This is a genomic window from Kitasatospora azatica KCTC 9699, from assembly GCF_000744785.1.
Lineage (GTDB): Bacteria > Actinomycetota > Actinomycetes > Streptomycetales > Streptomycetaceae > Kitasatospora > Kitasatospora azatica.
The window spans coordinates 5,646,250-5,672,424 of record NZ_JQMO01000003.1; the positions used below are offsets into that span (position 1 = coordinate 5,646,250).

The window sequence follows — 26,175 nt, forward strand, 5'->3', positions numbered from 1 at the left end:
AAATCGAGAGGTGGAGTCATGTCACTGCTGTCCTCCGTCAACGGGCCGGCCGACCTCAAGCGGCTACCGGCCACCCGGCTGCCCCAGTTGGCCCAGGAGATCCGGGACTTTCTGATCGAGGCCGTCTCCCGCACCGGCGGCCATCTCGGCCCCAACCTCGGTGTGGTCGAGCTGACCATCGCGCTGCACCGGGTCTTCGACTCGCCGCGTGACCGGATCCTCTTCGACACCGGCCACCAGACCTATGTACACAAGCTGCTGACCGGCCGTCAGGACTTCAGCCGGCTGCGCGCCAAGGGCGGGCTGTCCGGCTATCCCTCACGGGCCGAGTCCGAGCACGACGTGATCGAGAACTCGCACGCGTCCACCGTGCTCAGCTACGCCGACGGGATCGCCAAGGCGCACCAGATCCAGGGCCGCCGGGACCGGCAGACCGTCGCGGTGATCGGCGACGGCGCGCTCACCGGCGGGCTGGCCTGGGAGGCGCTGAACAACATCGCCGAGGCCCAGGACCGTCCGCTGGTCATCGTGGTCAACGACAACGAGCGCTCCTACGCCAAGACCATCGGCGGACTGGCCAACCACCTGGCCACACTGCGCACCACCCAGGGCTACGAGCGCTTCCTGGCCTGGGGCAAGGAGGCGCTGCAGCGCACCCCGGTGGTCGGCCAGCCGATCTTCGAGGCGCTGCACGGCGCCAAGAAGGGGTTCAAGGACTCCTTCGCGCCGCAGGGCATGTTCGAGGACCTGGGCCTGAAGTACGTCGGCCCGATCGACGGGCACGACATCGCCGCCGTGGAGTCCGCGCTGCGCAAGGCCCGCGGCTTCGGCGGCCCGGTGATCGTGCACTGCCTGACCGTCAAGGGCCGCGGCTACCGCCCGGCCGAGCTGGACGAGGCGGACCGGTTCCACGCGGTCGGCGCGATGGACCCGTACACCTGCCTGCCGATCTCGCCGAGCGGCGGCACCTCCTGGACCTCGGTCTTCGGCGAGGAGATGCTCGCGATCGGCGCGCAGCGCCCCGACGTGGTGGCGATCACCGCCGCGATGCTCCAGCCGGTCGGCCTGGCGGCGTTCGCCAAGGCCTTCCCGCAGCGGATCTTCGACGTCGGCATCGCCGAGCAGCATGCCGTCACCAGCGCGGCGGGTCTTGCCACCGGCGGGCTGCACCCGGTGGTCGCGGTCTACGCGACCTTCCTCAACCGGGCCTTCGACCAGGTCCTGATGGACGTCGCGTTGCACAAGCTGGGCGTCACCTTCGTCCTCGACCGGGCCGGTGTGACCGGGAACGACGGCGCCTCGCACAACGGCATGTGGGACATGTCGGTGCTCCAGGTGGTCCCCGGACTGCGGCTGGCCGCGCCGCGCGACGCCGAGCAGCTCAAGGCGCAGCTGCACGAGGCGCTGGAGGTCGACGACGCGCCGACCGTGGTCCGCTTCCCGAAGGGGGAGGTCGGCCCGGTGGTGCCGGCCGTCGAGCAGCTCGGCGGGGTCGACGTGCTGCAGCGCACCCAGGTGCCTGGCCGGACCGGGCAGCAGATCCTGCTGGTCTCGGTGGGCACCATGGCGACCGCCTGCCTGGACGCCGCCGCGCTGCTCACCGCTGACGGGTTCGCCACCACGGTGGTCGACCCGCGCTGGGTCAAGCCCGTGGACCAGGCGCTCGTCCAGCTCGCCGCCGAACACACCCTGGTGGTCACCGTCGAGGACAACGGCCGGGCCGGCGGCGTCGGCGCGGCGCTCGCCCAGGCGCTGCGCGACGCCGAGGTGGACACCCCGCTGCGCGACCTCGGCCTGCGCCAGGAGTTCCTTGACCACGCGAGCCGCGGCGAGATCATGGAGGAGGCCGGTCTGACCGGCACCGGGATCGCCGCCCAGGCCGCCGCCTTCGCCAAGCACCTGCTGACCGACCGAGGAGTGAACGAGCCCCGTGCCAGCTGACCGCCCCGCCAACCCTCTGGACCTCGCCGCCCTGCTCGCCGAGCGCGGCGGCGAGCGGTACGAGCTGCACGCCCGGTACCTCAACCCGCAGCTGCCCCGGATGCTGCACACCATCGGCTTCGACAAGACCTACGACCGTGCGAGCGGCGCGTACTTCTACGACGCCGAGGGCAACGAGTACCTCGACATGCTGGCCGGCTTCGGCATCTTCGCGCTGGGCCGCCACCACCCGGTGGTCCGCGACGCGGTCCAGCAGGTGATGGACCTCGACCTGCCCGACCTGACCCGGTTCGACTGCCCGCCGCTGCCCGGTCTGCTGGCCGAGCGCCTGCTCGGCTTCGCTCCCGGCCTGGACCGGGTCTTCTTCGGCAACAGCGGCACCGAGGCGGTGGAGACGGCGCTCAAGTTCGCCCGCTACGCCACCGGCCGCAAGCGGATCATCTACTGCGACCACGCCTTCCACGGCCTGACCACCGGATCGCTCTCGGTCAACGGCGAGAGCGGCTTCCGCAAGGGCTTCGACCCGCTGCTGCCGGACACCGCGATCCCGCTGGGCGACCTCGGCGCGCTCCAGCGCGAACTGCGCAAGGGCGACGTGGCGGCGCTGATCGTCGAGCCGATCCAGGGCAAGGGCGTGCACGCGCCCCCGCCCGGCTGGCTGCTCGCGGCCCAGGAGCTGCTGCACGCGAACAAGGCGCTGCTGATCTGCGACGAGGTGCAGACCGGCATCGGCCGCACCGGCGCCTTCTTCGCCTACCAGGACGAGGAGGGCGTGCAGCCCGACCTGGTCTGCGCGGCCAAGGCGCTGTCCGGCGGCTATGTGCCGATCGGCGCCACGCTCGGCAAGAACTGGATCTTCGAGAAGGTCTACTCCTCGATGGAGCGGGTGCTGGTGCACTCGGCCAGCTTCGGTTCCAACGCCCAGGCGATGGCGGCCGGCCTGGCCACCCTGCAGGTGATGCAGGACGAGAAGGTGGTGGAGAACGCCCGGGTGGTCGGCGACCTGTTCCGCTCCCGGCTGGCCGCGCTCAGCGAGAAGTACGAGCTGCTGGCCGAGGTGCGCGGGCGCGGGCTGATGATCGGCATCGAGTTCGGCCGGCCCAGGTCGCTCAAGCTGCGCACCGGCTGGACGGCGCTGCAGGCCGCCCGCAAGGGCCTGTTCGCCCAGATGGTGGTGGTCCCGCTGCTGCAGCGGCACCGGATCCTCACCCAGGTCTCCGGTGACCACCTCGAGGTGATCAAGCTGATCCCGCCGCTGATCATCACCGAGCGCGAGGTGGACCGCTTCGTGGACGCGTTCAGCGAGGTGATGGACGACGCGCACCGCGGCAGCGGGCTGATGTGGGACTTCGGCAGGACGCTGGTCAAGCAGGCGGTCGGCAGCCGCTGAGGCTCACAGCTCGACCCGGCGGCGGCGGATCACGATGTAGAGGTCGACCGCCGCGAAGACGGTCAGCGCGAAGCAGAAGACCGCGAAGCCGATCAGGGTGCCCCGACTGGGCACGCTGGTCGGCTTCGCCAGCGCGGCGAAGTACGCGAAGGCGGCGGTGGCCAACGCGAAGAACGGGGTGAAGAGCACCGAGAGCAGGAAACGCAGCTTGAGGTCGCTGCGGGCGAACCGCGGCTCCGTCCCGCTGCGCCACCGGCGCGGTGTGGTCGCATAGCGCATGCCGGTCCCACCTTCCTCACGTCAGCGAGGTACCCGGACCATTCCAGGCTAATCCGGAGGTACCCTCGTGGACCGAGGCATTGGCCCCCGCTTCAGGGGCGCGGCGAAGGGATGACCGGCGTGAGCATCGCGGTGTGCACCATCTGCACCGGGACCGGGCGGTTGGCCGGCCTGCAGTGTCGGACCTGCAAGGGCACCGGCACCACCGAGCGGGACGGCGGTGGCAACTGTTTCCTGTGCAACGGCACCGGCACGTACACCCGCTACCGGGTGTCCGCGGACGGCAGCAAGCAGGCCTACCGCGAGGAGCCGTGCCGGACCTGCGACGGCACCGGAACGATCACCGCCGGCCACCCGGTGGATGCTTGACCGTCCCTCAGCTCGCTCTTTCTGATGTACGGTCAAGACGCTACCGTGGACGTACTCTTCGTACCCGATGCGAGGTCGTCATGGTCGCCACCGTCACCTACTCCCGGTACTGCGCGTCCTGCGGTACCCCGGTGTCCGAGGGGCCGGAGGGCGGGTACGTGTGCGGGGCCTGTTTCCACGTGGTGGAGCCGCTCGGGGCGGACGAGGCCCGCAAGGCGCGGCGCGCCGAGCGGGCCGCCATGGTCGCGGAGGCGGCCCGGCTGCGGGCACTCACGCAGTACCACTAGCGCCGGTTACTTCTTGCGGCCCACCGCCGCGTAGCCCGGCGCCCAGACCTCGGCCGCCTCGGCGGACTCCGGCCGCCACTTCGGCAGCACCACCAACCCGGGCTCGGCCAGCTCCAGGCCCGCGACCAGCCGCTCGAGCTGTTCCCGGGTGCGCGGGCTGACCTGCGCGGTGGCCTTCCGGTAGATCTCCTTGCCGGCCTCCGCACGGGCCGGCGGGTCGAAGTCGGCGGTGGCGTGCGACAGGATCAGGTAGCTGCCCGGCGCCAGCGCGTCCAGCAGGGTCGCCACGATCCCGTACGGGTCCTGCTCCTCGTCCACGAAGTGCAGCACCGCGACCAGCATCAGCGCGATCGGACGGTCGAAGTCCAGGGCCTCGCGCACCCGCGGATCGGCCAGGATCTCGGCGGGATCGCGCAGGTCGGCCTGGATCACGCTGGTCGCGCCGTGCCCGGGGCCGGCCATCAGGGCCCGGGCGTGCGCCAGCACGATCGGGTCGTTGTCGATGTAGACCACCCGGGCCTGCGGGGCGACCTGCTGCGCCACCTCGTGGGTGTTGCCCGCGGTGGGGATGCCGGTGCCGATGTCGAGGAACTGGTCGATGCCCTGGTCCGCGACGAAGCGCACCGCCCGCTGCAGGAAGGCGCGGTTGGCCTTGGCCGCGCCCGGGGTCTGCGGGGCGACCGCGATCACCTTCTCGGCCGCCGCGCGGTCGGCCGGGAAGTTGTCCTTGCCGCCGAGGAAGTAGTTGTAGATCCGGGCCGGGTGCGGGATCTCCGGGCGCAGGTCGGTGGCCGGGTGCGGCTCCTCCGTCCAGTCCTGCGCCATCCAGGTGGTGTCGTTCTCCATCGCCTGCTCCCGCCTTCGTGCATTGGTATGGCAGCAGCATAGACAGCAGCCGATCAGGTGTACGACGGTTCGTCAGTTTGTCGACAGCAGCTCGGCGGTGGCCCGGTCGGCTGGGAGGAAGGCCTCCAGACGCAGTTCGGCCAGCGCGACCTCGGTGGCGGTGGCGAAGGTGGTGACGGTGGTGATCAGCCGCAGCTCGCCGCGCGGGGTGCGCAGCCGCAGCGGGACGGCGAAGCCGAGGGTGCCCTCGCTGCCGCCGTCCGCGGGGACGAACGGGGCGAGCTCGGCGGCCAGTTCGGCGAGTCCGCCACCCGGGTCCTGCCGGGCGGCCCGCTCCAGGCCGAGCAGGACGTGGCGGCCCCAGGCGGGCAGGTTGGCGATCCGGGCGGCCAGACCGCGCGGGTGCAGGGCGAGGCGGTAGACGTTGAGCGGCTCCGCCAGCAGCTCGTCCGCCGCGCCCTCGGTGAGCAGCGCGAAGGCCGGGTTGGCCGCGACCAGATTGCCGTGCCGGTCCACCACCAGGGCCGGGTAGGGCAGATGGCCGGTCAGCACGGCGTCCAGCGCCTCCCGGACGGCGGCCAGTTCGGGCGCCTGCAGCGGCCGGTCGGGGTAGGCGGGTGCGTAACCGGCCGTCAGCAGCAGCTCGTTGCGCTCGCGCAGCGGCAGCTCCAGGGACTCGGCCAGCCGGACCACCATCGCCCGGCCCGGCTCCGAGCGGCCGGTCTCCATGAAGCTGACGTGCCGCTGGGTGGTGCCGGCCCGGAGCGCCAGATCCAGCTGGCTGAGTCGGCGTTGGACACGGCGCTCGCGCAGGGCGGTGGGGAACTCCATGGCTCCGTTCTACGGGCCGGGCCGGGGAATCGCCATTCCCGGCAGGGAATTGTGGCCGGTCCCGGGCGCTCGGCAGGCTGGCGGGCATGGAGATACGAACCGGAGTGGTACTGCCGACCGCCGGCGCGCAGTGGGGCGAGAAGCTGGACCTGCCCGCGCTGATCGACTTCGCGGTGGACGCGGAGGAGCTGGGATACGACGCGGTCTGGGCGGGGGACACCCTGCTGCGCCCGGTGGCCGATCCGCTGACCACCCTGGCGGCGGTCGCGGCCCGCACCGAGCGGGTCGGGATCGGCACCGCGGCGCTGCTGCCCGCCTTCCGCCGCCCGGTGCAGGCGGCCCGCGAGCTCGCCACCCTCGACCTGCTCAGCACCGGACGGCTCACCGTGACGGTCGGCGCCGGCTTCCCCGGCCGATCGGAGCGCGAGTACGCCGCCACCGAGGTGCCCTGGGCCCGGCGGTTCGCCCGGCTGGACGAGACGGTCGCGCTCTGGCGGCAGCTGTGGAGCACCGAGGGGCCCTCACAGTTCCACGGCACCGTGCTCCGGCTGGACGACATCCCCGAGAGCCTGGCCCCGCACCGCCCCGGCGGCCCGCCGATCTGGCTCGGTGGCTTCACCCCGGCCGCCTTCCGTCGCACCGGCCGGCTCTACGACGGCTGGCTGCCCTACCCGCCGCAGGCCGCCGACTACGCCGCCGGCCTGGCTGCCGTCCGGGCGGCCGCGACCGAGGCGGGGCGCCCGGCCGAGGCCGTCGCACCCGCGCTCTTCGTCACCGTGCTGCTCACCGACGCCGCAGACGGCGGCCGCGCCGAACTCGACGCCTACTGCCGGGCGAGCTACCGACTGCCGGTCGAGGTGGTGGAGACCATCCAGCTGGTGGTGTCCGGCACCCCCGAGCGGGTACTGGCCGCGCTGAACGGGCATCTGGCCGCCGGCGCACGCCAGTTGCTGATCCGGATCGCCGGCCTGGACATCCACACCCAGCGCACCCAGTTGCGTCGGATCGCGGAGCTGAAGCCCGCTCTGATCAGCGGCCAAATACGTAGCGTCCCTGGTCAGCAGCTCGACGAGGTGACCAGGGACGCTACGTAGGACGAACTAGTCGAGCGGGCCACCGGCGACGTAAATCACCTGGCCGCTGACGAAGCCCGCACCCTCGCTGGCGAGGAAGGAGATGGTGTGCGCGATGTCCTCGGGCACACCCACCCGGTTGACCGGGATCTGGGTGGCGGCGGCCTGCTTGAAGGCCTCGAACTCCATGCCGACCCGGGCCGCGGTGGCGGCCGTCATGTCGGTGGCGATGAAGCCCGGGGCCACCGCGTTGGCGGTGATGCCGAACTTGCCCAGCTCGATCGCCAGGGTCTTGGTGAAGCCCTGCAGGCCCGCCTTGGCGGCCGAGTAGTTCGCCTGGCCGCGGTTGCCCTGGGCCGAGGAGGAGGAGAGGTTGACGATCCGGCCGAACCCGGCGTCCACCATGTGCTTCTGCACCGCGCGGGTCATCAGGAAGGCGCCGCGCAGGTGCACGTTCATCACGGTGTCCCAGTCGGCGGCGGACATCTTGAAGAGCAGGTTGTCGCGGAGCACGCCGGCGTTGTTGACCAGGACGACGGGTGCGCCGAGCTCGGCCGCGATCCGGTCCACGGCCGCCTGGACCTGGGCCTCGTCTGAGACGTCCGCGCCCACCGCGAGGGCCCGGCCGCCGGCCGCGACGATCTTCTCCACGGTGTCCTTGCCCGCCGACTCCTCCAGGTCGACCACGGCCACGGCGTAACCGTCGGCGGCCAGCCGCAGCGCGGTGGCGGCACCGATACCGCGGGCGGCACCGGTGACGACGGCGACCTTCGGGGTGCTGGTCTGCTCGGTCATGCGTAGTACTCGTCTCTCTCGGTTCAGGGGTGCAGCTACCCTACCGACGAGTAGTTAGTGGGGCCAGAGCCTCGCCGAGCGGATCGGTCAAGTCGGCCGCACGGGACGAAATACCACAAGTACACCGAACATCCGTCTACTATCTGCCCCTGCCTGCCGCACGGGGGGCTCCGTTTGTATAGTGTGCGCCAGCAGCCGTCGGCTGCACGGCGGAGCTCCCCTCGAAACGGGTCGACATCACTGCGGTTGGTGCCGGTCCCACCGGGGGAGGCCAGCACGCCGCTACTGCCCCGCCCGGGTGTCCCACAGCACGCCGGGTGTGACATCAGGACGGATTCATGGTGCTGGGGGAGATCCCGACGACCCGTGTGCCCGGACGGCTTCAGCAGTCGCCCGGCCACCTCATCCGCGTGACCCAGCAGGTCCACACCCGGCTGTGGTCCGAACATGTCGGAGCCGAACTGACGGCTCCTCAGTTCGCGGTCCTGCTCGCGCTCGCTCTCGAACCGGGCGCCGACCAGCGCACCGTCGGGGAACGCGCCTCGCTGGACAAGGCGACGATGGCCGAGATGGTCGCTCGGCTGGTACGGCGTGGCCTGGTGCTGCGCCGACGCGATCCGGCGGACGGCCGGCGCAAACTGCTCGCGCTCTCGCAGAACGGCGCCCAGGCGGTGCGGGAGGCCACCGGCGGAGTGGTCCGGGTGCAGCGCACCCTGTTCGAACCGCTCAGCTCCGACGAGCAGCTCGAACTGGTCCGGGTCCTGGCCAAGATAGCCAGGCTGGAACCGGCCGCGGTCGCCGCACTGACCGACACCCGACCGCTGCTGGATGCGCAGCGCGCGGTCGGCTACCTGATCCGGGTCGGCCAGCAGGTGCACACCAAGCTCTGGTCCGAGCACGTGGGATCGGAGCTGACGGCGCCTCAGTTCGCCGTGCTGGACGCGCTGGAGACCGAGCCGGGCGCCGACCAGCGCACGGTCGGCGAACTGGCCTCGCTGGACAAGGCGACGATGGCCGAGATGGTCAGCCGGCTGGTCCGGCGCCAGCTGGTGCTGCGCCGCCGCGACCCCTCGGACGGCCGGCGCAACCTGCTCTCGCTCTCGCCCACCGGTCAGGAGCTGCTGCACAGCGCCGCCGCCGGGGTGGCCGAGGTGGAGCGGCTGCTGCTCGAACCGTTGGAGGCCGCCGAGCACCAGCGGGTGCTGGTGCTGCTCGGCAAGGCGGCCCGACTCTCGCCGGTGGCGTAACGATTCGCCTGTTCGGCCCTGGTCACAAGCCCTGTGGGCGCCCCTCGACAAGGGGCGCCCACAGGGTTTTTCACTGACTGGCGGTCAGTTCACCGGTTCCGGTTCGGGTTCCGGTCCGAGCTCTCGGGCTCAGTTCCAGTCGAAGCCCGTCGGGTCCGGGCCCAGCCGCCGGCCGGTGGCGGTCTCGGCGATCGCGGCGAGGTCCTCCGCGTCCAGCTCGAAGCCGGCCACGTCCAGGTTCTCCCGGATCCGGGACGGGGTGACCGACTTCGGGATCGCGATCACGCCGATCTGCAGGTGCCAGCGGAGCACCACCTGCGCCACCGTCCGGCCGTGCTTGGCCGCGATCTTGGCCAGCGCCGGCTCGCCGAGCAGCTCCTTGCCCTGGCCCAGCGGGCTCCACGCCTCGGTGGCGATGCCGTGCTGGGCGTGGAAGGCGCGCAGCTCCTGCTGCGGGAAGTGCGGGTGCAGCTCCACCTGGTTGACCGCCGGAACCACCGAGGTGGTCTCGAAGAGCTGGGTCAGCTCGGCCTGGCCGAAGTTGGAGACGCCGATCGCCCTGGTCCGGCCGCCGGCCAGCAGCTCCTCGAAGGCCTGCCAGATGTTCGCGAAGCTGCCGTGCATCGGGCGCGGCCAGTGGATCAGGTAGAGGTCGAGGTAGTCGGTGCCGAGCTTGTCCAGCGAGGCGTCGAACTCGCGCAGCACGGCGTCCCGCCCGGCCTGGCCCGACCAGTCGCGCTTCCCGCTGTTCCACAGCTTGGTGGTGAGGAAGAGCTCCTCGCGCGGAACCCCGGCCTGCCGGATGCCGAGGCCGGTGCCGACCTCGTTCTCGTAGATGGTGGCGGTGTCGATACTGCGGTAGCCGGCCTCGACGGCGGTGCGGACGGCGGCCGAGGCCTCCTCGTCCGGGACCTGCCAGACGCCGAAACCGAGCTGCGGCATGGCGAGACCGTTGTTCAGGGTGATGCTGGGGATGGTGCTCACGAGAAGGGGTGCCCTTCGAGGTTGTCCAGTAGTGCTCCATGGACAACAAAGCGGGCGCGTAATTCTTCCCGAGGGTCCGGCGCCGCCACTCCTGCGGGGGACAGTACGTACTCCGTCCGGGGCACCTGCTGGCGGATCGGCTGATCTTCCGTCGGATCGGCGCGCAGACTGCCCCTGTGACCAAGAACCCGGACAGTTCGTTCTCCGGTCGGAAGCGGCCGAGCGATATCGCGGGCATCCCGACCAGGGTTGTTGTCGGCGTGGTGGTGGGCGCCCTGGCGCTCTGGTTCCTGCTGGCCAATCTCGAGCGGGTGAAGATCCAGTTCTGGGTCTTCACCGTGACCGCGCCGCTGTGGATCGCGCTCGCCGCGACCCTGCTGATCGGCGCGGTGCTCGGCTATCTGTTCAAGGGCCGCCGCGACAACCGCTAGCACCGGTCCGGCCGGCACGCGTCCGGCCGGCACCGGCCCGTAAGGCCAAGGGGAGGGGACCAGGTGACCAGCGCGTCTTTCACCCCGCTGATCCAGCTCAGCGGGGTCAACAAGCACTTCGGTGCGCTGCACGTGCTGCAGGACATCGAACTCACCGTCGGCCGTGGCGAGGTGGTGGTGGTGATCGGCCCGTCCGGCTCCGGCAAGTCCACCCTCTGCCGGGCGATCAACCGGCTGGAGCCGATCGAGAGCGGCATCATCACCATCGACGGGCAGCCGCTGCCGGCCGAGGGCAAGGGGCTGGCCCGGCTGCGCGCCGAGGTCGGCATGGTCTTCCAGTCCTTCAACCTCTTCGCCCACAAGACGGTGCTGCAGAACGTGACGCTGGCCCAGCTGAAGGTCCGTCGGCGCGGCCGCGAGGAGGCCGAGGCCAAGGGCCGCGCGCTGCTGACCAGGGTCGGCCTGGCCGACCAGGCCGACAAGTACCCGGCCCAGCTCTCCGGCGGGCAGCAGCAACGGGTGGCGATCGCCCGGGCGTTGGCGATGGACCCGAAGGCGCTGCTGTTCGACGAGCCGACCTCGGCGCTCGACCCCGAGATGATCAACGAGGTGTTGGACGTGATGCGCGCTCTGGCGGCCGAGGGCATGACCATGGTGGTGGTCACCCACGAGATGGGCTTCGCCCGGGCCTCCGCCAACCGCGTGGTCTTCATGGCCGACGGACGGATCGTCGAGGACCGCAGACCGGAGGAGTTCTTCGCCAACCCGGAGAGCGAACGCGCCCGGGACTTCCTCTCCAAGATCCTCAAGCACTGAGGGGCGGCCGTGCGACGCCCCTTCGCCCTCCTGCTCCTGCTGCTGTTGATCGCCGCGCCGGTCTCCTGCGGCAAGCCCGGCAGCCCGCCCACCAAGGGCCCGCAGCCCAGCAGCCTGCCCAGCTACCAGGTCGCCGCCGGCCCCCCGGTCACCGGCTCGCCCACCCTGGACGCCGCGCGCGGCCGCGGCCACCTGGTGGTCGGCGCCAAGGAGGACCAGCCCTACCTGGGCCAGAAGGACCCGGCCAGCGGCGTCTACTCCGGCTTCGACATCGAGATCGCCAAGATGGTCGCCGCCGACCTCGGCTTCGGCCCCGGCCAGATCCAGTTCAAGACGATCGCCTCCGCCAACCGGGAGACCGCGCTGCAGAACGGCCAGGTCGACTACTACGTGGGCACCTACACCATCAACGACAACCGCAAGAAGCTGGTCGGCTTCGCCGGTCCGTACTTCGTCGCCGGGCAGGGCCTGCTGGTCCGCAAGAGCAACAACAGCATCAAGGGCCCGCAGGACCTGGCCGGCAAGACGGTCTGCTCGGCCTCCGGATCGACCCCCTACCAGCGGATCCAGAAGCAGTACCCGCAGGCCAAGCTGGTCGGCTACGACACCTACTCGGCCTGCGTGGACAACCTGGTCTCCGGTCAGGTGGACGCCGTCACCACCGACAACGCGATCCTGCAGGGCTACGCCGCCAAGGTGCCGGACGAGTTGAAGATCGCCGGACAGCCGTTCTCCACCGAGCCCTACGGCATCGGCACCCCGCACAACGACGCGGTGCTGCGCGGCGCCCTCGACGACGCGCTGGCGCACCACGAACAGAACGGCGACTGGAAGAAGGCCTACGACGCGACGCTCGGCCTGTCCGGCGTCCCGGCACCCACCCCGCCCCCGATCCAGCGGTACTGAGGAGCGGCCCGATGCACGTCCTGACCGCCAACTGGCACACCTACTGGCGCGGCTTCGTCGGCACCGTGGAGCTCACCGCAGTCAGCGCGGCCCTCGCGCTGGCGCTCGGGGTGCTGATCGCCGGCTTCCGGGTCTCGCCGGTCCCCGCGCTGCGCGCCTTCGGCACGGCCTGGGTCACCGTGCTGCGCAACACCCCGCTGACCCTGCTCTTCTTCATCGTGGTGCTCGGGCTGCCCCGGTTCGGCATCTCGCTGCCGTTCTTCACCTTCGCGGTGCTGGCACTCGGCTGCTACACCTCGGCCTTCATCTGCGAGGCGCTGCGCTCGGGCATCAACACCGTGCCGCTCGGCCAGGGCGAGGCCGCCCGCAGCCTGGGCATGACCTTCGGCCAGACCCTCTCGCTGGTGGTGCTGCCGCAGGCCGCCCGTGCGGTGATCGCCCCGGTCGGCAGCCTGCTGATCGCACTGGCGAAGAACTCGGCGATCGCCGGTTCGTTCAGCGTGATCGAACTGCTCGGCACCTACCGGACCATCAACGAGCTGGGCTACAGCATCATCTGGACCTTCGTCTGGATCGCGGTCGGCTACCTGGTCATCACCCTGACGATCAGCGCCGTCTTCAACCTGCTGGAACGACGACTGGCGGTGTCCCGATGACGACGGCGGTGCGCCACGCGGAGCCGAGCGCCAGCGCGCTCTACGACATCCCCGGCCCCAAGGCCCGCTCCAGGCACCGGCTGTACAGTCTGCTCGCGCTGCTGGCGATCGCCGGACTGCTCGCCTGGGTGGGCTACCAGCTGGTCAACACCGGGCAGTTCAGCTACGCCAAGTGGAATCCGTTCCAGTACATCGGGATCCAGAAGCTGCTCTGGCACGGTCTGCTCAACACGCTCAAGGCCTTCGGCCTCACGGTGCTGTTCGCGCTGCCGTTCGGTGCGCTCTTCGCCGCCGGGCGGCTCTCCGACCACCGGGTGGTGCGCTGGTTCTGCACCCTGGTGGTGGAGTTCTTCCGGGCCATGCCGCTGCTGGTGATGATCTTCTTCATCTTCGTCGCGATGAAGGTGCAACCGCTCTGGGCACTGGTCGCCGGACTGACCCTGTACAACGGCTCGGTGCTGGCCGAGGTCTTCCGGGCCGGGGTGCTGGCCGTCCCCAAGGGGCAGAAGGAGGCGGCCTTCGCGCTCGGGATGCGCAAGACCCAGGTGATGTCCTACGTGCTGGTGCCGCAGGCCAACCGGGCGATGCTGCCGAGCATCATCAGCCAGCTGGTGGTGGCGCTCAAGGACACCTCGCTCGGCTTCCTGATCACCTATGAGGAGTTCCTGCACGCGGGCAAGTTGATCGCCACCAACCTCGACTACGACCTGCCGTTCATCCCGGTGGTGATGGTGATCGCGCCGATCTACATCGGGATGTGTCTGCTGCTCTCCTGGCTGGCCCACTGGGTCGAGCGGCGCGGACGGCGCAGTCCGCGGGTGAAGGGCGGGGCCCCGATGGCGACGGCGGACACCGAGCTGGGGCTGCCGCCGGAGGCTCAAGAATGATCACCGGAGGTTGGGGCATGTCCGGTTGCACCAACTACTGCTTATGATTCGGCCATGCTCGACTCGCGGCACATCCGGACCTTCCACGAAGTGGTCAACACTGGCTCGTACACCGCGGCGGCCCGCTCGCTCGGCTACACCCAGCCGGCCGTCACCCAGCAGATACGCGCCCTGGAACGAGAGGCCGGCGTCCCGCTCTTCGCCCGGGACGGGCGCCGGATGCGGCTCACCGAGGCCGGCGAGACGCTGGCCAGGCACGCCGGCGTCATCCTCGGCAACCTGGGCGCCGCCCAGCAGCAACTGCAGGCACTGGCCCGGCTACGAGCCGGCCGGGTGCGGCTCTGCGCCTTCCCCAGCGCCAACGCCACACTGGTCCCCGAGACGATGGCCCGGCTGCTCAACGACCACCCAGAGGTGCGGGTCGAGCTGCTGGAGGCCGAACCGCCGGACTCGCTGAACAAGCTGCTGGCCGGCGAGTGCGACATCGCGCTCGCCTTCAGCTATCCCGGCCTGCGCGCCGAACTTCCCGTTGACCTGGTGGAGATCAGGCTGATGGAGGACCTGCTGACGGTGCTGCTCCCGGTCGGCCACCCGCTCAGCCGCCGGCACGCGGTGCGACTCGCCGAGCTCGCCCAGGCCCGCTGGATCGCCGGCTGCGCCCGCTGCCGGGCCAACTTCCTGCACATCTGCGCCAACGAGGGCTTCGACCCGGACATCGTGGTCACCACCGACGACAACCTCGCGCTGCAGAGCCTGGTGGCCGCAGGCGTCGGGCTGGCGGTGGCGCCCTCGCTGGTGCTCTCCTTCCTCTGCCACCGGAAGGTCACCGGGCGGGCGCTGGAACCGCACGTCCGCCGGCAGGTCAGCGCCTACGTGCTGCGCGAGCACCTGCCGCTGCCGGCCACCGCGCTGGTGGTCGAGGCGCTGAAGGCCGCCGGGGCGGCCCGGGTCGGCTGCTGACGGTCCGTCGAGCGCCGGGCCCCCTGGCCCGGACTGGCGCTAGGAGAACGGATCGGGCTTGGCCGGCGCGGTGCCGGCTGCCGGAGTGGCGGCCGGGGCGGGCGTAGCGGGCTGCGGGGCGAAGGGGTCGAAGTCGTCCGGCGGGACCATCACCGGGGTGCCCTTGGTGGAGGCCGCCGGTTCCGCGGGCTGGGGGGCGAAGGGGTCGAAGTCGTCGGGCGGGACCATGACCGGAGTGCCCTTGGTGGGTGCGGGCGCGGCCGCCGGCTCCGCGGGCTGCGGGGCGAAGGGGTCGAAGTCGTCCGGCGGGACCATCACGGGAGTGCCCTTGCCCTTGCCCGGCGCCGCAGGCGCGGTGGTGGGCGCGGCCGCGCGCGCGGGAGCGGCGAACGAAGGGGGCGCGGGGCGATCGGGGGTGCCACGGGTGACGGTACCGAAGGGGTCCAGGGGCTGGTTCTTCATCACCGTGCCGAACGGGTCGAGCACCACGGGGGCGGGCTCGGGCTCAGCCGTGGGCGCCGGTGCCGGGGCAGCGGTGGTGGGGGCCGCCGCGGGCTCGGCGGCCTGCGGGGCGAAGGGGTCGAAGTCGTCCGGCGGGACCATGACGGGGGTGCCCTTGCCGGGCGCGGGCGTAGCCGCCAGCACCGGTGCGGGCTCGGGCGCCACCGGCGGTGCGCTCGGCGGCTGCTGAGGAGGCAGCGGCGGTTGCTGGGGCGGCGTCGGCGGCTGCGGCGGCGGAGGCGGCACCACCACCGGAGCGGGCGCCAGCACCGGAGCAGCCATCGGAGCGGGCGCCGGAGCAGGCGCCGGAGACGGCAGTGGAGACGGCAGTGGAGCGGGCAGCGGGGCAAGCGCCGGCGCGACCGGCAGGCTCGCCAGCGCCGCCCGGGCGTCGACGCCGTCCCAGCCGACCACCACGCTGCGCAGCAGGTCCGCGAAGACCGTCGCGTACAGCTCCCAGTCCTCCCCGTGCGTGGTCCCGAGCTGCACCGTGAGCAGCGAAAGGCCGTCCGGCAGCGGCATGAAGGCCTGCACCACCGAGGAGACCACCCAGCGCCGCGTGCCGTCCGCGGTCAGCGCGGCGGGCACCGCGCCGGTCCGCGCCTGGACCAGCACCACCGCCGGACCGGACGGCAGGATCACCGTCCACACCTCCGCCTGCGGGCGCGAAGTGGCCAGCTCGGCGGCGAGTTCGGCGACCGGGGTGCCGTCCCGGTGCAGGGCGATCACCAGCGAGGCGTTGCTCGGGCGCCCGTCGACCTCCAGCGCGGCCACACCGGCGAACCGCACGCCGGCCGCCGCGTGCTCGTCGGCCAGGGCGCCGGTCAGCACGGCCCAGTCCCGGCGCGCCGTGGTGGCGTCAGCGGCGAACAACTCCTCCGCCACCTCGCCGAGTTGCTCGGCCAAGGCCTGGTCGGTCCCACGCACCGTCAGGGCGTGGAAGGCGGCGGGCACGGTCAGCCGGACCTCGACGCCGCTGCCGGTGGCCAGTTCGGCGAGGCCCTGGGTGTGCCGGCCGGCGGCCAGTTCGGCCAGCGGGGCGGCGAAGGCGGGGCGCAGCCGGGCCGCCGAGGGCTCGGCGCTGACCGGCAGGTGGAAGGCGGCGGCCTCGGGCACGGCGTCGAGGGCGGCCGGCACGCCGCGCACCGGCGCCGGACCGTAGCGGGCGAGCAGGCGCTCGACGGTGGCCGGAGCGGCGGCGGACTGCTGCCGGGCCGCGCAGGACACCACACAGCCATGGCCGGGAATCGCGAGACGGCCGGGGCCGGACTGGGTGAGCCAGGTGTCGAAGAGCTCGGCCCGGGGAGTGCCGGTGCGCAGCGCCGTCACCGGATAGCGGGTCACCGCGGGGCCCAGCAGCGCCTCCGCCAGCGAGTCGAGCGTCGCCGACACCGCCTCGGCGGCAGCCCCGGCCGAGGCCGCCGCCATGCCCGTCAGGGTGGCCGCCCCATTCCCGTACCCGTCCTGCGCCATCCTCCGCCGCCCCCGATCGCCGTCCGTACTGTGCTGTTCCGCCCCGCTGTTGTATCAGACCGCGCCGTCTCCGCCGTCCGTCACCGTGGCGCCGCCGTTCGTCACCGGGGCCCCGCCCTCGGTCGCCAGGGTGCCGAGGGCCTCCGCCAGGCCCGGCACGGCCAGCAGGCCGATCAGGTCCTGGACCAGGCCGGCGGTCGGGGTGCCCGGGCGTTCGACGGTGAGGTAGCCGGTGAGGGCGGCGGCCAGTTCGGGCTCGCGGGCGGCGGTGACCACGAGGGCGGCGACGAAGTCCTGCACCAGCCGCCGGCGGACCGCCTCGCGCGGTTCGCGCTGCTGGTCGGCGAGCCAGGCCAGCGAGGTGATCTCGGCGTTGGCGATCCACACCCGAATGGTCAGCCGCAGCTGCGGGCTGGGCCGCTCCAAGGCCAGGTGGCCGAGGATCTGGTCGTGCGCGGCCTGCCGCACCTCGTCGATCACCGCGCTGGTCCCGGGGCTGGCGGCCACCGAGCCGCCCCGCAGCAGCGCGGCGAAGCCGGGACCGTGGCCGGCGACGTAGGCCAGGTAACGGTCCATCACCCGGTCGAGGCGCTCCGACAGCGCGCCGACCGGCGGCTCCTCGAAGCGGCCGGCCAGCTCGGCGGCGGCCCGGCGCAGCGACTCCTCGTAGATCGCCTGCTTGCCGGGGAAGTAGTGGTAGACCAGCGGCCGGGAGGCACCGGCGGCGGCCGCGATGTCGTCGATCGACACCTCCTCCGGCGGCCGGGCACTGAAGAGTTCCAGGGCGACGGCGATCAGCTGCTCGCGCCGCTCGTCCACGCTCAGCCGTCGGCGGGGCGGGGACTTGGGAGCCGCTGCGGGCGTTCGGGGGGCCATGGCCCAACCCTATCGAGCGGGCGACCGGGTCTGACGAAAGTCTGACGTCCGGGCTGCGCCCCTGTTCGTGCCCGGCCGGCGGGACGACAATTGCTGCTGTGAACGACAAAGCTCCGACCCGCGGCACGCCGGTCGGCCGACGGGTGATGCTCGGCATGATCGGACTCGGCGCCGCAGGGGTGGCCGCCGGGCCGGTGCTCTCCAGGGCGCTGGACTCGGTGCTGTCGAGCGTCTCGCAGCAGGACCCGACCGGGCTGACCGGCCTGCTGCCGAACTCGGGCGGCTTCCGCTACTACTCGGTGACCGGCCCGGTGGACGCGAAGAGCGCCACCGACTACCGGCTGACCGTCGACGGCCTGGTGGACCGTCCGGGCAGCTACACGCTGGCCGACCTGCGGGCGATGCCGCAGACCCGGATCGTCCACGACGTGCAGTGCGTGACCGGCTGGCGGGTCCCCGCCACCCCGTTCGAGGGGGTCCGGCTCGCCGACCTGCTGGATGCGGCCGGGGTCCGCTCCGGCGGCACCGCCGTGCACTTCACCTGCTTCGACGGCAGCTACAGCGAGAGCCTCACCCTCGACCAGGCCCGCCGCGACGACGTCCTGGTGGCGCTGCGGATGCAGGACCAGCCGGTGACCCACGACCACGGCGGCCCGGTGCGGCTCTACGTGGCGCCGATGTACTTCTACAAGTCGGCCAAGTGGCTCTCCGGCATCACCGTCACACCCACCGTCCAGACCGGCTACTGGGAGCACTACGGCTATGACACCGACGCCTGGGTGGGCAAGTCGAACGGGCGCGACGATGCCCCCACCAGCTGACCCGGCGGCGGCCGGCAGCGGGAAGTGGCTGCCCCGGTTCACCCGGGCCGAGCGCTGGGTGCACCGCTGCACCGCCGCGCTGATGCTCACCTGCATCGTCACCGCGGCCTGCCTCTACCTGCCGCAGCTGGCCGAACTGGTCGGCCGGCGCCGACTGGTGGTCGTGGTGCACGAGTGGGCGGGCCTGCTGCTGCCGGTGCCGCTGCTGCTCGGCCTGGCCTCCCGGGCGCTGCGCCGCGACCTCGGCCGGCTGAACCGGTTCGCGCCGTACGACCGGGAGTGGCTGCGCGGGGTGCTCTGGCGGACCTATCACCGCCCGGCCGGGAAGTTCAACGCCGGGCAGAAGCTCTACGCGGGCTGGATCGCGGGGGCGGTGGTGGTGATGCTCGGCACGGGGCTGCTGATGTGGTTCACCCACCTCGCGCCGCTGGTCTGGCGCACCGGCGCGACCTTCGTGCACGACTGGCTGGCGCTGGCGGTCGGTGTGGTGGTGCTCGGGCACATCTCCATGGCGCTGCGCGACCCGGAGGCCCGGCGCGGCATGCGCACCGGACGGGTGGACCAGCTGTGGGCCACCCGCGAGCACCCGCGCTGGGAGCCGGACCAGGACGATCAGCCGCGAGCCAGGTAGCGTCGCCAGGCCTCGCGCCCGTCCGGCACGAAGTCCCACTCGTCCAGCCGCTCGGCGATCTCCTCCTCGGTGAGCCAGCCGTGCCAGTCGATCTCCTCGACCTGCGGGGTCACCGGACCGGTCCACACCGCCTGGTGCACATCGCAGAACCAGGAGCAGGCCTCGCTCTCGAGGTCGAACAGGAACCGGAAGAGCGGCTCGGTGGTGATCCCGCTGACCCCGAGCTCCTCCTCGGCCTCCCGCACGGCGGCCTGCGCGTAGCTCTCGCCCACGCCCAGCACGCCGCCGACGAAGACGTCGTACGTCCCCGGCGCGTACTGCTTCCCGGCCGAGCGGCGGTGCACGAAGATCCGGCCCTCCGCGTTGCGGACCAGCACCATCGCGCAGCGGTGGGTCAGCCCGCGCGCGTACACCTCGGCCCGGGTCGCCCGCCCGATCACCCGGTCCTGCTCGTCCACCACGTCCAGCAGTTCGTCCGTCGGTTCGCTCATGGCCTTCAGACTAGAGTGCGAGTGATCAGCTGATCGGTGAAAGGCACAGCGTGGTGGAGATCCAGGGCGAGACGGCCGAGGGGTTCGAGGCGGTCCGTGCGGCCTTTGCCCAGAATTTCAGCGAGTACGGCGAGCTCGGCGCGGCCTTCGCGCTCTATCTGCGCGGGCGCAAGGTGGTCGACCTGTGGGGCGGCGACGCGCGGCCCGAGGTGGGAGGCCGACCGGCGCCGGCGGTGGCCTGGAACGCGGACACCGCACAGGTGCTGCGCTCGGTCACCAAGGGCTGCACGGCCGCTGCCGCGCTGCTGCTCGCCCAGCGCGGCGAGTTGGACCTGGACGCGCCGGTGGCCGAGTACTGGCCGGAGTTCAAGGCGGCCGGCAAGGGGCGCATACCGGTGCGCTGGCTGCTCTCGCACCGGGCCGGGCTGCCCGCGCTGGACGTCCCGCTGACGGTGGACGAGGTGCTGGCCTGGGAGCCGGCCGTGGCCGCGGTGGCCGCGCAGCAGCCGTTCTGGGAGCCGGGCACCGCCCACGGCTACCACCCCTACACCTATGGCTGGCTGGTCGGCGAGGTGGTTCGCCGGGTGACCGGACGCACCCTCGGGCAGTACTTCGCCGAGCAGTTCGCCCGGCCGCTCGACCTGGACCTGTGGATCGGGCTGCCGCCCGAGGCCGCCTCCCGGGTCGGCAGGCTGGTCGACCTGCCGGCTCCGCCCGCCGCGGCAGGCCAGGGAGCGAGCGGCCTTCGGCTGCGCCCCAAGCGCGAGGTGGTCGAGGCCTACCAGGACCCGACCACGCTGACCGCCCGCGCCTTCGGCGCCGTCCGGCCCAAGCTGGACCTCAACGAGCCGGCCGCCTGGGCCGCCGAGATCCCGGGCGCCAACGGGATCGGCACGGCCCGTTCGGTGGCCCGGTTCTACGCGGCGCTGATCGGTGCGGCCGAGCAGCCGCAGGCACTCTTCGACCCGGTGACGCTGGCCGAGGCGACGGGCCCGGCCAGCGACGGACCGGACCGGGTGCTGATCGTCAACTCCCGCTTCGGCCACGGCTTCTTCCGGCACGGTCCGACCTCGCCGATGAGCTCCCCGGCCGCCTTCGGGCACCCGGGCCGCGGCGGCGCGCTGGGCTTCGCCGACCCCGACCTCGGGCTCGGCTTCGGCTACGTCACCTGCGGTATGCAGCCGGGCGTGACCGGTGACATCCGGTCCCGGAATCTCATCGCGGCGGTCCGATCCAGCCTCGGACACATGTGATTGGATCCGAGAGGGCCAACTCTCAAAAAGTACAAAAGGGACACTTGTACGGCGAAAGGAGTCCTGCATGGGGCCGGCCGAACTGCTCGTTCTGACCTTCCCGCAGGAGACCATCACGGCCGAGGCCGCCCAGGCGCTGGTGAAGCTGCGCACGGCCGGCGACATCCGGGTGATCGACTCGCTGGTGGTCACCCACGCCGCGGACGGTGAGACCACCTACGGCGAACTCGCCGACTTCGAGCACCTGCGCGGCATCGTCGGGGACGGTACTGACGAACTGCCGCTGATCGGCCCGGAGGACGCGCAGGAGACCGCCGAACTGCTGGCACCCGGCACGGTGGCGCTGCTGGTGCTGATCGAGCACGTCTGGGCACAGGAGGCGGCGGAGGCGCTGCGCGCGGTCGGCGGACGGATCGCCACCGGTGTGCGGATCCCGCCGGAGCACATCGAAGAGGCCGTGCGCGCCGCGGCCGGGAGGTGAGGGCCGGTGGTGCGTCCGTTGCATCCGGCGGGTCCGTTGCGCCCCTCGAGTCCAGAACATCCGCTGCGTCCGCTGCGCCTTCTGCGGCCGATCCGGGCGGTCGGCCGGGTGCGCCCGACGGGTGCCCCGCTGGTGCGAGACCTGATGGTCGGCGGCGTGGCCTACCTGGCGGGGCGCAGTGCGGTCCGTCGCGCGGGCCTGACCGGCCTGACGGGATGTCAGCCCGGTGCGGGGGAGGGCGTCCCCCGCACCGGACCGACCGGCTAGAAGAAGCCCAGCGCCTGCGGTGAGTAGCTGACCAGCAGGTTCTTGGTCTGCTGGTAGTGCTCCAGCATCATCTTGTGGTTCTCCCGCCCGATGCCGGAGTTCTTGAAGCCGCCGAAGGCCGCGTGCGCGGGGTAGAGGTGGTACGAGTTGGTCCAGACCCGCCCCGCCTCGATCGCCCGGCCCGCCCGGTAGGCGGTGCTGCCGTCCCGGCTCCAGACACCCGCGCCCAGGCCGTAGACCGTGTCGTTGGCCAGCGCGACGCCCTGGGCGAAGTCCTCGAACGGGGTCACCGCGAGCACCGGGCCGAAGATCTCCTCCTGGAAGATCCGCATCCGGTTCTCGCCCTCGAAGACCGTGGGCGCCACGTAGTACCCGCCGGACAGCTCGCCGCCCAGGTCCACCCGCTCACCGCCGGTCAGCAGCTTGGCGCCCTCGGCCTGGCCGATCTCGATGTAGGAGAGGATCTTCGTCAGCTGCTCGGTGCTGACCTGCGCGCCGACCATGGTCTCGGTGTCCAGCGGGTTGCCCTGCTTGATCGCCCGCACCCGGTCCAGGCCGTCGGCCAGCAGGCGGTCGTAGACCGAGGCCTGGATCAGCGCCCGGCTGGGGCAGGTGCAGACCTCGCCCTGGTTGAGGGCGAACATCGCGAAGCCCTCGAGCGCCTTGTCGTAGAACTCGTCCTTCTGGTCCGCCACGTCGGCGAAGAACAGGTTGGGGCTCTTGCCGCCGAGTTCCAGGGTGACCGGGATCAGGTTGTCGCTCGCGTACTGCAGGATCAGCCGCCCGGTGGCGGTCTCCCCGGTGAAGGCGATCTTGCGGACCCGGTCGCTGGAGGCCAGCGGCCGGCCGGCCTCCTCGCCGTAGCCGTTGACCACGTTGACCACGCCGGCCGGCAGCAGGTCGGCGATCAGCTCGATCAGCACCAGCACCGAGGCGGGGGTCTGCTCGGCCGGCTTGAGCACCACCGCGTTGCCGGCCGCCAGCGCCGGGGCGAGCTTCCAGACCGCCATCAGGATCGGGAAGTTCCACGGGATGATCTGGCCGACCACGCCCAGCGGCTCGTGGAAGTGGTAGGCGACGGTGTCCTCGTCGATCTGCGAGAGCGTGCCCTCCTGGGCGCGGATCGCACCGGCGAAGTAGCGCAGGTGGTCGATGGCCAACGGCAGGTCGGCGCCCAGCGTCTCGCGCACCGGCTTGCCGTTGTCCCAGCTCTCGGCGACCGCGAGGAGCTCCAGGTTGGCCTCCACCCGGTCGGCTATCCGGTTCAGCAGCTGGGCCCGCTCGGCGGCGGCGGTGCGGCCCCAGGCGGGAGCGGCCGCGTGCGCCGCGTCCAGCGCCAGTTCGATGTCCTCGGCGGTGGAGCGCGGCACCTCGCAGAAGACCTGGCCGGTCACCGGGGTCCGGTTCTCGAAGTACTGGCCGCGCACCGGCGGCACCCAGGTGCCGCCGATCCAGTTCTGGTAGCGGGACTTGAAGCAGGTGGGTGGCTGGTGGATCGTCAAGTCCGGTCTCCTCGGCGTGCGATGACTGAGGGTTTGACGTGCACCCGGCACCCTAGCCGCCGTCCGGGGAATCGGCTACGGTGAGTGCCGATCCGATCACTCGTCAACTCTTGACCGACCTGCGCGAAGCGGCAGCCAAGTGACGCTGACGGCGATAGCCTCGGGAGGATCACGCAGTGGCGAGGCGGAGGGACCGAGGGTGACCGAGCAGAGGAGCGAGCTGACGCACGGCGGGCAGCAGGAGGCCGGCCGGCCGGAGGACCAGGAGCAGTCGCAGCACCTCCTGTACGAGCGCGAGAACGCGATCAGGCAGGCGGAGCAGGCGATCGACACGCTCTGCCGCCAGTACGCGGCCGGCGGCATCGAGCTCGGCTCACTGCTGCTCTACAGCGGCAAGGCCGGCATGGGCAAGACCACCATGCTGCAGCAGGTCCGGGCGATCGCCGGACGTCAAGGCCTGACCGTGCTCAACGGCCGGGCCGGCGAGCTGCGCGGCAAGGAACCCTTCCACCTGCTGCGCCAGTTGCTGCTGGGCGAGCTGCTGAGTCTGAGCCCCGATCAGCAGCAGGAGGTGCTCGGCCCGTGGCGCGACATCGCCGGCCCGGCCCTCGGGTTGGTGGTCCCCGGCGCCGAGGAGCTCGACCCGGCCAGTGTGCGGCTCGGCCTGGACTACGTGATGACCCAACTCGCCCGGGTCAAGGCCCCACTGGTGATGCTGGTGGACGACCTGCAGTGGGCCGACCAGGAGTCGCTGGGCTGGGTCGAGTCGCTCGCGGTGCGCTGCCCGGAGCTGCCGGTGCTGCTGGCGATCGCCTGGCGCACCAACGAACTGCCCGAGCAGGCCCAGAGTTTCCGTTCGCTGGTGGCCGGCAACTCGCACCGGCACCTGGAGTTCCAGGGCCTCACCCCGACCGCCACCGAGAAGCTGGTCCGGGCGGTCTTCCCGGAGAGCGCCCAGGACTCCTTCAACCGCCAGGTCTGGGCGGTCACCGACGGCAACCCGTTCCTGGTCAACGCGCTGCTCGGCAAGGTGCGCGACAGCGGGATCGAGCCGATCCACGAGAACGTCCCGCTGCTGCACGACCTGGCCGCCGAGGCGCAGGGCATGGACCGCGCCTACTGGCACAACAAACTCACCGTCAGCACGCTCAACTTCGCCCAGGCCGCGGCGATGCTCGACACCGAGATCCTGCCCCGGGTGGCCACCCGGATCGCCGGGATGAGCCCCGCTGCCGCCGTCGAGGCGATCGCCGAGCTGCGCCAGAAGAAGGTGCTGACCGGCCCGGCCGACGGCCCGTTGGAGTTCGAGCACCCGCTGCTGGCCACCTCGCTCTACCAGTCCATCCGGACCGGCATCCGCACCGCGATGCACGGCAAGGCCGCCGTCGAGCTGGAGAACGCGGGCCGCCCGCTGGTCGAGTCCTCCCGGCACCTGCTGGAGACCCATCCGGAGGGCGACCCCGAGGTGGTGGTCAAGCTGCGCCGGGCGGCCCGCGAGCACCTGGCGGTCGGCGCCCCGGACGCCGCCGTGCGCTGCCTGGACCGGGCCCTGGCCGAGCCGCCGGAGGACGAGGACCGGGCCGAGGTGATCTACGAACTGGCCTGCGCCACGCTGCTCACCGACCCGATCGCCACCGTCAACCAGCTGCGCCGGGCGCTCGAACTGCCCGGCCTGAGCAGCGAGCTGCGGGTGGACGCGACCTTCCGGCTGTCCGAGGTGCTCGGGCACAGCGGACAACTGGTGGAGGCCGCCCAGGTCACCCTGGCGGAGGCCGAGCGCACCCAGCCGGGCCCCGGTCGGACCCGCCTGGAGGTGGCGCACTTCATCTGGGCGGCCTTCCAGGCCGAGGAGGAGGACGGTCCGGGCCGCTCGGCCCGGCTGGCCCGGTTCAGCGCCGAGCTGACCGGCGACGACCTCAGCGCCCGGGCGGCCAGGGCGCTGCGGGCCTGGGACCTCACCCTGCAGGGCGGCAGCTCCGCCGAGGCGCTGGCCCTGGTCGACTCCGCGCTGGACGACGGGCGGCTGCCCGAGGGACTGTGCTGGACCAGCACCACCTGGGGCTTGGAACTGCCCGCCATCATCGGCCTGACCTATGTGTACACCGACCGCCTGGAGCGCGCCGAGAAGCTCTTCGACGAGGTGATCGTGGCCTTCGACCTGGCCGGTTGGCACGGCGGCCACCTCGGCTTCGCCTACTTCCTGATGGGCCTGGTGCGGTTCCGCCGAGGCGAACTCGCGGCTGCCGAGGAGTTCCTGCGCGAGGCGCTGCGGATCGCCCGGCGGCTCGGCCCCAGCCTGCCGCTGCAGTGGGACGCGGTCGGCGTGCTGGCCGACACCCTGCTGGCCCGCGGCCGGATCGACGAGGCGTGGAAGCTGGCCGACGACTACGGTTTCGCGCCGCCCTACCACCCCGGCGCGATGGTCCTGCCGGACGCCGCGACGCTCTACGGAAAGCTGCTGTTGGCCCAGCACGACCGGGAGGCCGCCGCCGAGGTGCTGCAGGGCGTCGGGCACAAGCTCGCCGACCGCGGCTGGCACAACACCATCTGGGCTCCCTGGGCCGGCCACCTCGCGCAGGCGCTGCTGCCCGAGGACCCGGCCAGGGCCCGCGAGCTCGCCGCCGAGTCCCTGAGCCGGGCCCGGGCGCTGGGAGTCGGTTCGGCGATCGGCACCGCGCTGCGGATGAGCGCCGCCGTGGTCGAGGGCCAGCCGGCGGTGGAGCTGCTCACCGAGGCGGTCCGCTACCTGGGCCGCTCCCCGGCCGGCTACGAACACGCCTACGCGCTGGTCGAACTGGGCGCCGCGCTGCGCAAGGCGGGCCGCCTGCTGGAGGCCACCGAGCAGCTGCACCAGGGCATGGAGCTGGCGGTGGAGTGCAACGCCGACGGGCTGGTGGCCCGGGCCCGCGGCGAGCTCAAGGCCTCCGGACTGCGGCCCAACCGGCTGCGCAGCACCAGCAGGGACACGCTCAGCCGGGCCGAGTGGCAGGTCGCCGAGCTGGCCGTGGCGGGTCTGTCCCCGGTGGACATCGCCGAGCACCTGGACGTCCCGTTGAGCCTGGTCAACCGCCGGCTCGCCGCCGTCCACCGCAAGACCGGCAGCGACCGCGAGGGGCTGGCCGCCGCGCTCGGCCTGCAGGGCAAGCGACCTGACAACACCTAGGCTGAGCACAGTCCCAGG

General features: G+C 72.1%; 27 protein-coding genes. 18 read left to right on the forward strand and 9 right to left on the reverse strand.

Annotated features, from left to right (window positions below; genetic code table 11):
- Positions 1–18: 18 nt before the first annotated feature.
- Complete coding sequence (gene dxs, locus BR98_RS35490; protein ID WP_051970982.1) at positions 19–1,941, forward strand: 1-deoxy-D-xylulose-5-phosphate synthase; 1,923 nt, start codon at positions 19–21, stop codon at positions 1,939–1,941.
- The gene (locus BR98_RS35495; protein ID WP_035851530.1) at positions 1,931–3,331 is read left to right on the forward strand and encodes an aspartate aminotransferase family protein; all 1,401 of its coding nucleotides are present in this window, start codon (positions 1,931–1,933) and stop codon (positions 3,329–3,331) included. Before dxs ends, BR98_RS35495 begins: the two co-directional genes overlap by 11 nt.
- 3 nt (positions 3,332–3,334) lie before the next feature.
- Here the strand turns inward: BR98_RS35495 and BR98_RS35500 are convergent, their stop codons facing one another.
- Positions 3,335–3,610 carry a DUF6343 family protein gene (locus BR98_RS35500; RefSeq protein ID WP_035851533.1) on the reverse strand — a complete coding sequence of 92 codons (276 nt, stop codon included), beginning with the start codon at positions 3,608–3,610 and terminating at the stop codon, positions 3,335–3,337.
- Positions 3,611–3,730: 120 nt separating this feature from the next.
- On the opposite strand from BR98_RS35500, the gene BR98_RS35505 reads away from it, so the two are divergent.
- Both BR98_RS35505 and BR98_RS35510 read left to right on the forward strand, forming a co-directional pair.
- Positions 3,731–3,979: a hypothetical protein gene (locus BR98_RS35505; RefSeq protein WP_157538123.1), complete on the forward strand. Its 249-nt coding sequence runs from the start codon at positions 3,731–3,733 to the stop codon at positions 3,977–3,979.
- A gap of 80 nt (positions 3,980–4,059) precedes the next feature.
- Positions 4,060–4,266, forward strand: coding sequence for a hypothetical protein (locus BR98_RS35510; protein WP_035851538.1), 207 nt, complete (start codon positions 4,060–4,062; stop codon positions 4,264–4,266).
- A 6-nt stretch (positions 4,267–4,272) separates the two neighbouring features.
- On the opposite strand, the gene BR98_RS35515 is transcribed toward BR98_RS35510, so the two are convergent.
- Complete coding sequence (locus BR98_RS35515; RefSeq protein ID WP_051971267.1) at positions 4,273–5,091, reverse strand: SAM-dependent methyltransferase; 819 nt, start codon at positions 5,089–5,091, stop codon at positions 4,273–4,275.
- Positions 5,092–5,184: 93 nt separating this feature from the next.
- Positions 5,185–5,943, reverse strand: coding sequence for a helix-turn-helix transcriptional regulator (locus tag BR98_RS35520; protein ID WP_035851540.1), 759 nt, complete (start codon positions 5,941–5,943; stop codon positions 5,185–5,187).
- 86 nt (positions 5,944–6,029) lie between these two features.
- Between BR98_RS35520 and BR98_RS35525 the strand changes: the two genes are divergently transcribed.
- Positions 6,030–7,037: an LLM class flavin-dependent oxidoreductase gene (locus tag BR98_RS35525; protein WP_051970985.1), complete on the forward strand. Its 1,008-nt coding sequence runs from the start codon at positions 6,030–6,032 to the stop codon at positions 7,035–7,037.
- A 6-nt stretch (positions 7,038–7,043) separates the two neighbouring features.
- On the opposite strand, the gene fabG is transcribed toward BR98_RS35525, so the two are convergent.
- On the reverse strand, positions 7,044–7,811 hold the full coding sequence (fabG, locus tag BR98_RS35530; RefSeq protein ID WP_035851542.1) for a 3-oxoacyl-ACP reductase FabG: 768 nt from the start codon (positions 7,809–7,811) through the stop codon (positions 7,044–7,046).
- Positions 7,812–8,221: 410 nt separating this feature from the next.
- Between fabG and BR98_RS40700 the strand changes: the two genes are divergently transcribed.
- On the forward strand, positions 8,222–9,058 hold the full coding sequence (locus tag BR98_RS40700) for a MarR family winged helix-turn-helix transcriptional regulator (protein WP_232247857.1): 837 nt from the start codon (positions 8,222–8,224) through the stop codon (positions 9,056–9,058).
- Positions 9,059–9,187: 129 nt separating this feature from the next.
- On the opposite strand, the gene BR98_RS35545 is transcribed toward BR98_RS40700, so the two are convergent.
- The gene (locus BR98_RS35545; protein ID WP_035851544.1) at positions 9,188–10,042 is read right to left on the reverse strand and encodes an aldo/keto reductase; all 855 of its coding nucleotides are present in this window, start codon (positions 10,040–10,042) and stop codon (positions 9,188–9,190) included.
- Positions 10,043–10,218: 176 nt separating this feature from the next.
- Here BR98_RS35545 and BR98_RS35550 point away from each other — a divergent pair, with 176 nt between their 5' ends.
- The 6 genes from BR98_RS35550 (at position 10,219) to BR98_RS35575 (ending at position 14,698) form a co-directional block, all read left to right on the forward strand.
- Positions 10,219–10,473, forward strand: coding sequence for a LapA family protein (locus tag BR98_RS35550; RefSeq protein ID WP_035851547.1), 255 nt, complete (start codon positions 10,219–10,221; stop codon positions 10,471–10,473).
- A gap of 63 nt (positions 10,474–10,536) precedes the next feature.
- On the forward strand, positions 10,537–11,289 hold the full coding sequence (locus BR98_RS35555; RefSeq protein ID WP_035851550.1) for an amino acid ABC transporter ATP-binding protein: 753 nt from the start codon (positions 10,537–10,539) through the stop codon (positions 11,287–11,289).
- 9 nt (positions 11,290–11,298) lie between these two features.
- Positions 11,299–12,195, forward strand: coding sequence for a glutamate ABC transporter substrate-binding protein (locus tag BR98_RS35560; RefSeq protein ID WP_035851553.1), 897 nt, complete (start codon positions 11,299–11,301; stop codon positions 12,193–12,195).
- An 11-nt stretch (positions 12,196–12,206) separates the two neighbouring features.
- Positions 12,207–12,851: an amino acid ABC transporter permease gene (locus BR98_RS35565; RefSeq protein ID WP_035851556.1), complete on the forward strand. Its 645-nt coding sequence runs from the start codon at positions 12,207–12,209 to the stop codon at positions 12,849–12,851.
- Positions 12,848–13,738: an amino acid ABC transporter permease gene (locus BR98_RS35570; RefSeq protein ID WP_051970987.1), complete on the forward strand. Its 891-nt coding sequence runs from the start codon at positions 12,848–12,850 to the stop codon at positions 13,736–13,738. Before BR98_RS35565 ends, BR98_RS35570 begins: the two co-directional genes overlap by 4 nt.
- A gap of 54 nt (positions 13,739–13,792) precedes the next feature.
- Positions 13,793–14,698, forward strand: a complete 906-nt coding sequence (locus BR98_RS35575; RefSeq protein ID WP_035851559.1) for a LysR family transcriptional regulator — start codon at positions 13,793–13,795, stop codon at positions 14,696–14,698.
- A 39-nt stretch (positions 14,699–14,737) separates the two neighbouring features.
- Here the strand turns inward: BR98_RS35575 and BR98_RS35580 are convergent, their stop codons facing one another.
- Positions 14,738–16,627 carry a serine/threonine-protein kinase gene (locus tag BR98_RS35580; protein WP_035851561.1) on the reverse strand — a complete coding sequence of 630 codons (1,890 nt, stop codon included), beginning with the start codon at positions 16,625–16,627 and terminating at the stop codon, positions 14,738–14,740.
- A 99-nt stretch (positions 16,628–16,726) separates the two neighbouring features.
- Positions 16,727–17,548: a TetR/AcrR family transcriptional regulator gene (locus BR98_RS35585; RefSeq protein ID WP_083977404.1), complete on the reverse strand. Its 822-nt coding sequence runs from the start codon at positions 17,546–17,548 to the stop codon at positions 16,727–16,729.
- A gap of 146 nt (positions 17,549–17,694) precedes the next feature.
- On the opposite strand from BR98_RS35585, the gene BR98_RS35590 reads away from it, so the two are divergent.
- Both BR98_RS35590 and BR98_RS35595 read left to right on the forward strand, forming a co-directional pair.
- Complete coding sequence (locus BR98_RS35590) at positions 17,695–18,369, forward strand: molybdopterin-dependent oxidoreductase (RefSeq protein WP_083977771.1); 675 nt, start codon at positions 17,695–17,697, stop codon at positions 18,367–18,369.
- Positions 18,353–19,000 carry a cytochrome b/b6 domain-containing protein gene (locus BR98_RS35595; RefSeq protein ID WP_035851567.1) on the forward strand — a complete coding sequence of 216 codons (648 nt, stop codon included), beginning with the start codon at positions 18,353–18,355 and terminating at the stop codon, positions 18,998–19,000. The genes BR98_RS35590 and BR98_RS35595 overlap by 17 nt, the downstream gene beginning before the upstream one ends.
- On the opposite strand, the gene BR98_RS35600 is transcribed toward BR98_RS35595, so the two are convergent.
- Entirely contained in the window at positions 18,982–19,491 is a 510-nt protein-coding gene (locus BR98_RS35600; RefSeq protein WP_035851570.1) for an NUDIX hydrolase, read from the reverse strand. The genes BR98_RS35595 and BR98_RS35600 overlap by 19 nt on opposite strands.
- Before the next feature lie 50 nt (positions 19,492–19,541).
- On the opposite strand from BR98_RS35600, the gene BR98_RS35605 reads away from it, so the two are divergent.
- From BR98_RS35605 to BR98_RS42210, 3 genes are all read left to right on the forward strand, one after another.
- Positions 19,542–20,744 (forward strand): serine hydrolase domain-containing protein, encoded by a 1,203-nt coding sequence (locus tag BR98_RS35605; protein WP_035851573.1) that lies wholly within the window; start codon positions 19,542–19,544, stop codon positions 20,742–20,744.
- A 67-nt stretch (positions 20,745–20,811) separates the two neighbouring features.
- Positions 20,812–21,225, forward strand: coding sequence for a DUF6325 family protein (locus tag BR98_RS35610; RefSeq protein WP_035851575.1), 414 nt, complete (start codon positions 20,812–20,814; stop codon positions 21,223–21,225).
- A 132-nt stretch (positions 21,226–21,357) separates the two neighbouring features.
- Positions 21,358–21,492, forward strand: coding sequence for a hypothetical protein (locus BR98_RS42210; protein WP_267886118.1), 135 nt, complete (start codon positions 21,358–21,360; stop codon positions 21,490–21,492).
- On the opposite strand, the gene exaC is transcribed toward BR98_RS42210, so the two are convergent.
- Positions 21,489–22,994 (reverse strand): acetaldehyde dehydrogenase ExaC, encoded by a 1,506-nt coding sequence (gene exaC, locus BR98_RS35615; protein WP_035851577.1) that lies wholly within the window; start codon positions 22,992–22,994, stop codon positions 21,489–21,491. The genes BR98_RS42210 and exaC overlap by 4 nt on opposite strands.
- A 199-nt stretch (positions 22,995–23,193) precedes the next feature.
- Between exaC and BR98_RS35620 the strand changes: the two genes are divergently transcribed.
- On the forward strand, positions 23,194–26,157 hold the full coding sequence (locus tag BR98_RS35620) for a helix-turn-helix transcriptional regulator (protein ID WP_051970992.1): 2,964 nt from the start codon (positions 23,194–23,196) through the stop codon (positions 26,155–26,157).
- The last annotated feature ends 18 nt before the right edge of the window (positions 26,158–26,175 follow it).

Bases quoted from the DNA above. Each gene is read 5' to 3' on its own strand.
- dxs (WP_051970982.1), top strand. From the start codon at position 19: ATGTCACTGCTGTCCTCCGTCAACGGGCCGGCCGACCTCAAGCGGCTA.
- BR98_RS35500 (WP_035851533.1), bottom strand. From the start codon at position 3,610: ATGCGCTATGCGACCACACCGCGCCGGTGGCGCAGCGGGACGGAGCCG.
- BR98_RS35510 (WP_035851538.1), top strand. From the start codon at position 4,060: ATGGTCGCCACCGTCACCTACTCCCGGTACTGCGCGTCCTGCGGTACC.
- BR98_RS35515 (WP_051971267.1), bottom strand. From the start codon at position 5,091: ATGGCGCAGGACTGGACGGAGGAGCCGCACCCGGCCACCGACCTGCGC.
- BR98_RS35520 (WP_035851540.1), bottom strand. From the start codon at position 5,943: ATGGAGTTCCCCACCGCCCTGCGCGAGCGCCGTGTCCAACGCCGACTC.
- BR98_RS35525 (WP_051970985.1), top strand. From the start codon at position 6,030: ATGGAGATACGAACCGGAGTGGTACTGCCGACCGCCGGCGCGCAGTGG.
- fabG (WP_035851542.1), bottom strand. From the start codon at position 7,811: ATGACCGAGCAGACCAGCACCCCGAAGGTCGCCGTCGTCACCGGTGCC.
- BR98_RS35565 (WP_035851556.1), top strand. From the start codon at position 12,207: ATGCACGTCCTGACCGCCAACTGGCACACCTACTGGCGCGGCTTCGTC.
- BR98_RS35570 (WP_051970987.1), top strand. From the start codon at position 12,848: ATGACGACGGCGGTGCGCCACGCGGAGCCGAGCGCCAGCGCGCTCTAC.
- BR98_RS35575 (WP_035851559.1), top strand. From the start codon at position 13,793: ATGCTCGACTCGCGGCACATCCGGACCTTCCACGAAGTGGTCAACACT.
- BR98_RS35580 (WP_035851561.1), bottom strand. From the start codon at position 16,627: ATGGCGGCGGCCTCGGCCGGGGCTGCCGCCGAGGCGGTGTCGGCGACG.
- BR98_RS35585 (WP_083977404.1), bottom strand. From the start codon at position 17,548: ATGGCCCCCCGAACGCCCGCAGCGGCTCCCAAGTCCCCGCCCCGCCGA.
- BR98_RS35590 (WP_083977771.1), top strand. From the start codon at position 17,695: ATGCTCGGCATGATCGGACTCGGCGCCGCAGGGGTGGCCGCCGGGCCG.
- BR98_RS35595 (WP_035851567.1), top strand. From the start codon at position 18,353: ATGCCCCCACCAGCTGACCCGGCGGCGGCCGGCAGCGGGAAGTGGCTG.
- BR98_RS35600 (WP_035851570.1), bottom strand. From the start codon at position 19,491: ATGAGCGAACCGACGGACGAACTGCTGGACGTGGTGGACGAGCAGGAC.
- BR98_RS35610 (WP_035851575.1), top strand. From the start codon at position 20,812: ATGGGGCCGGCCGAACTGCTCGTTCTGACCTTCCCGCAGGAGACCATC.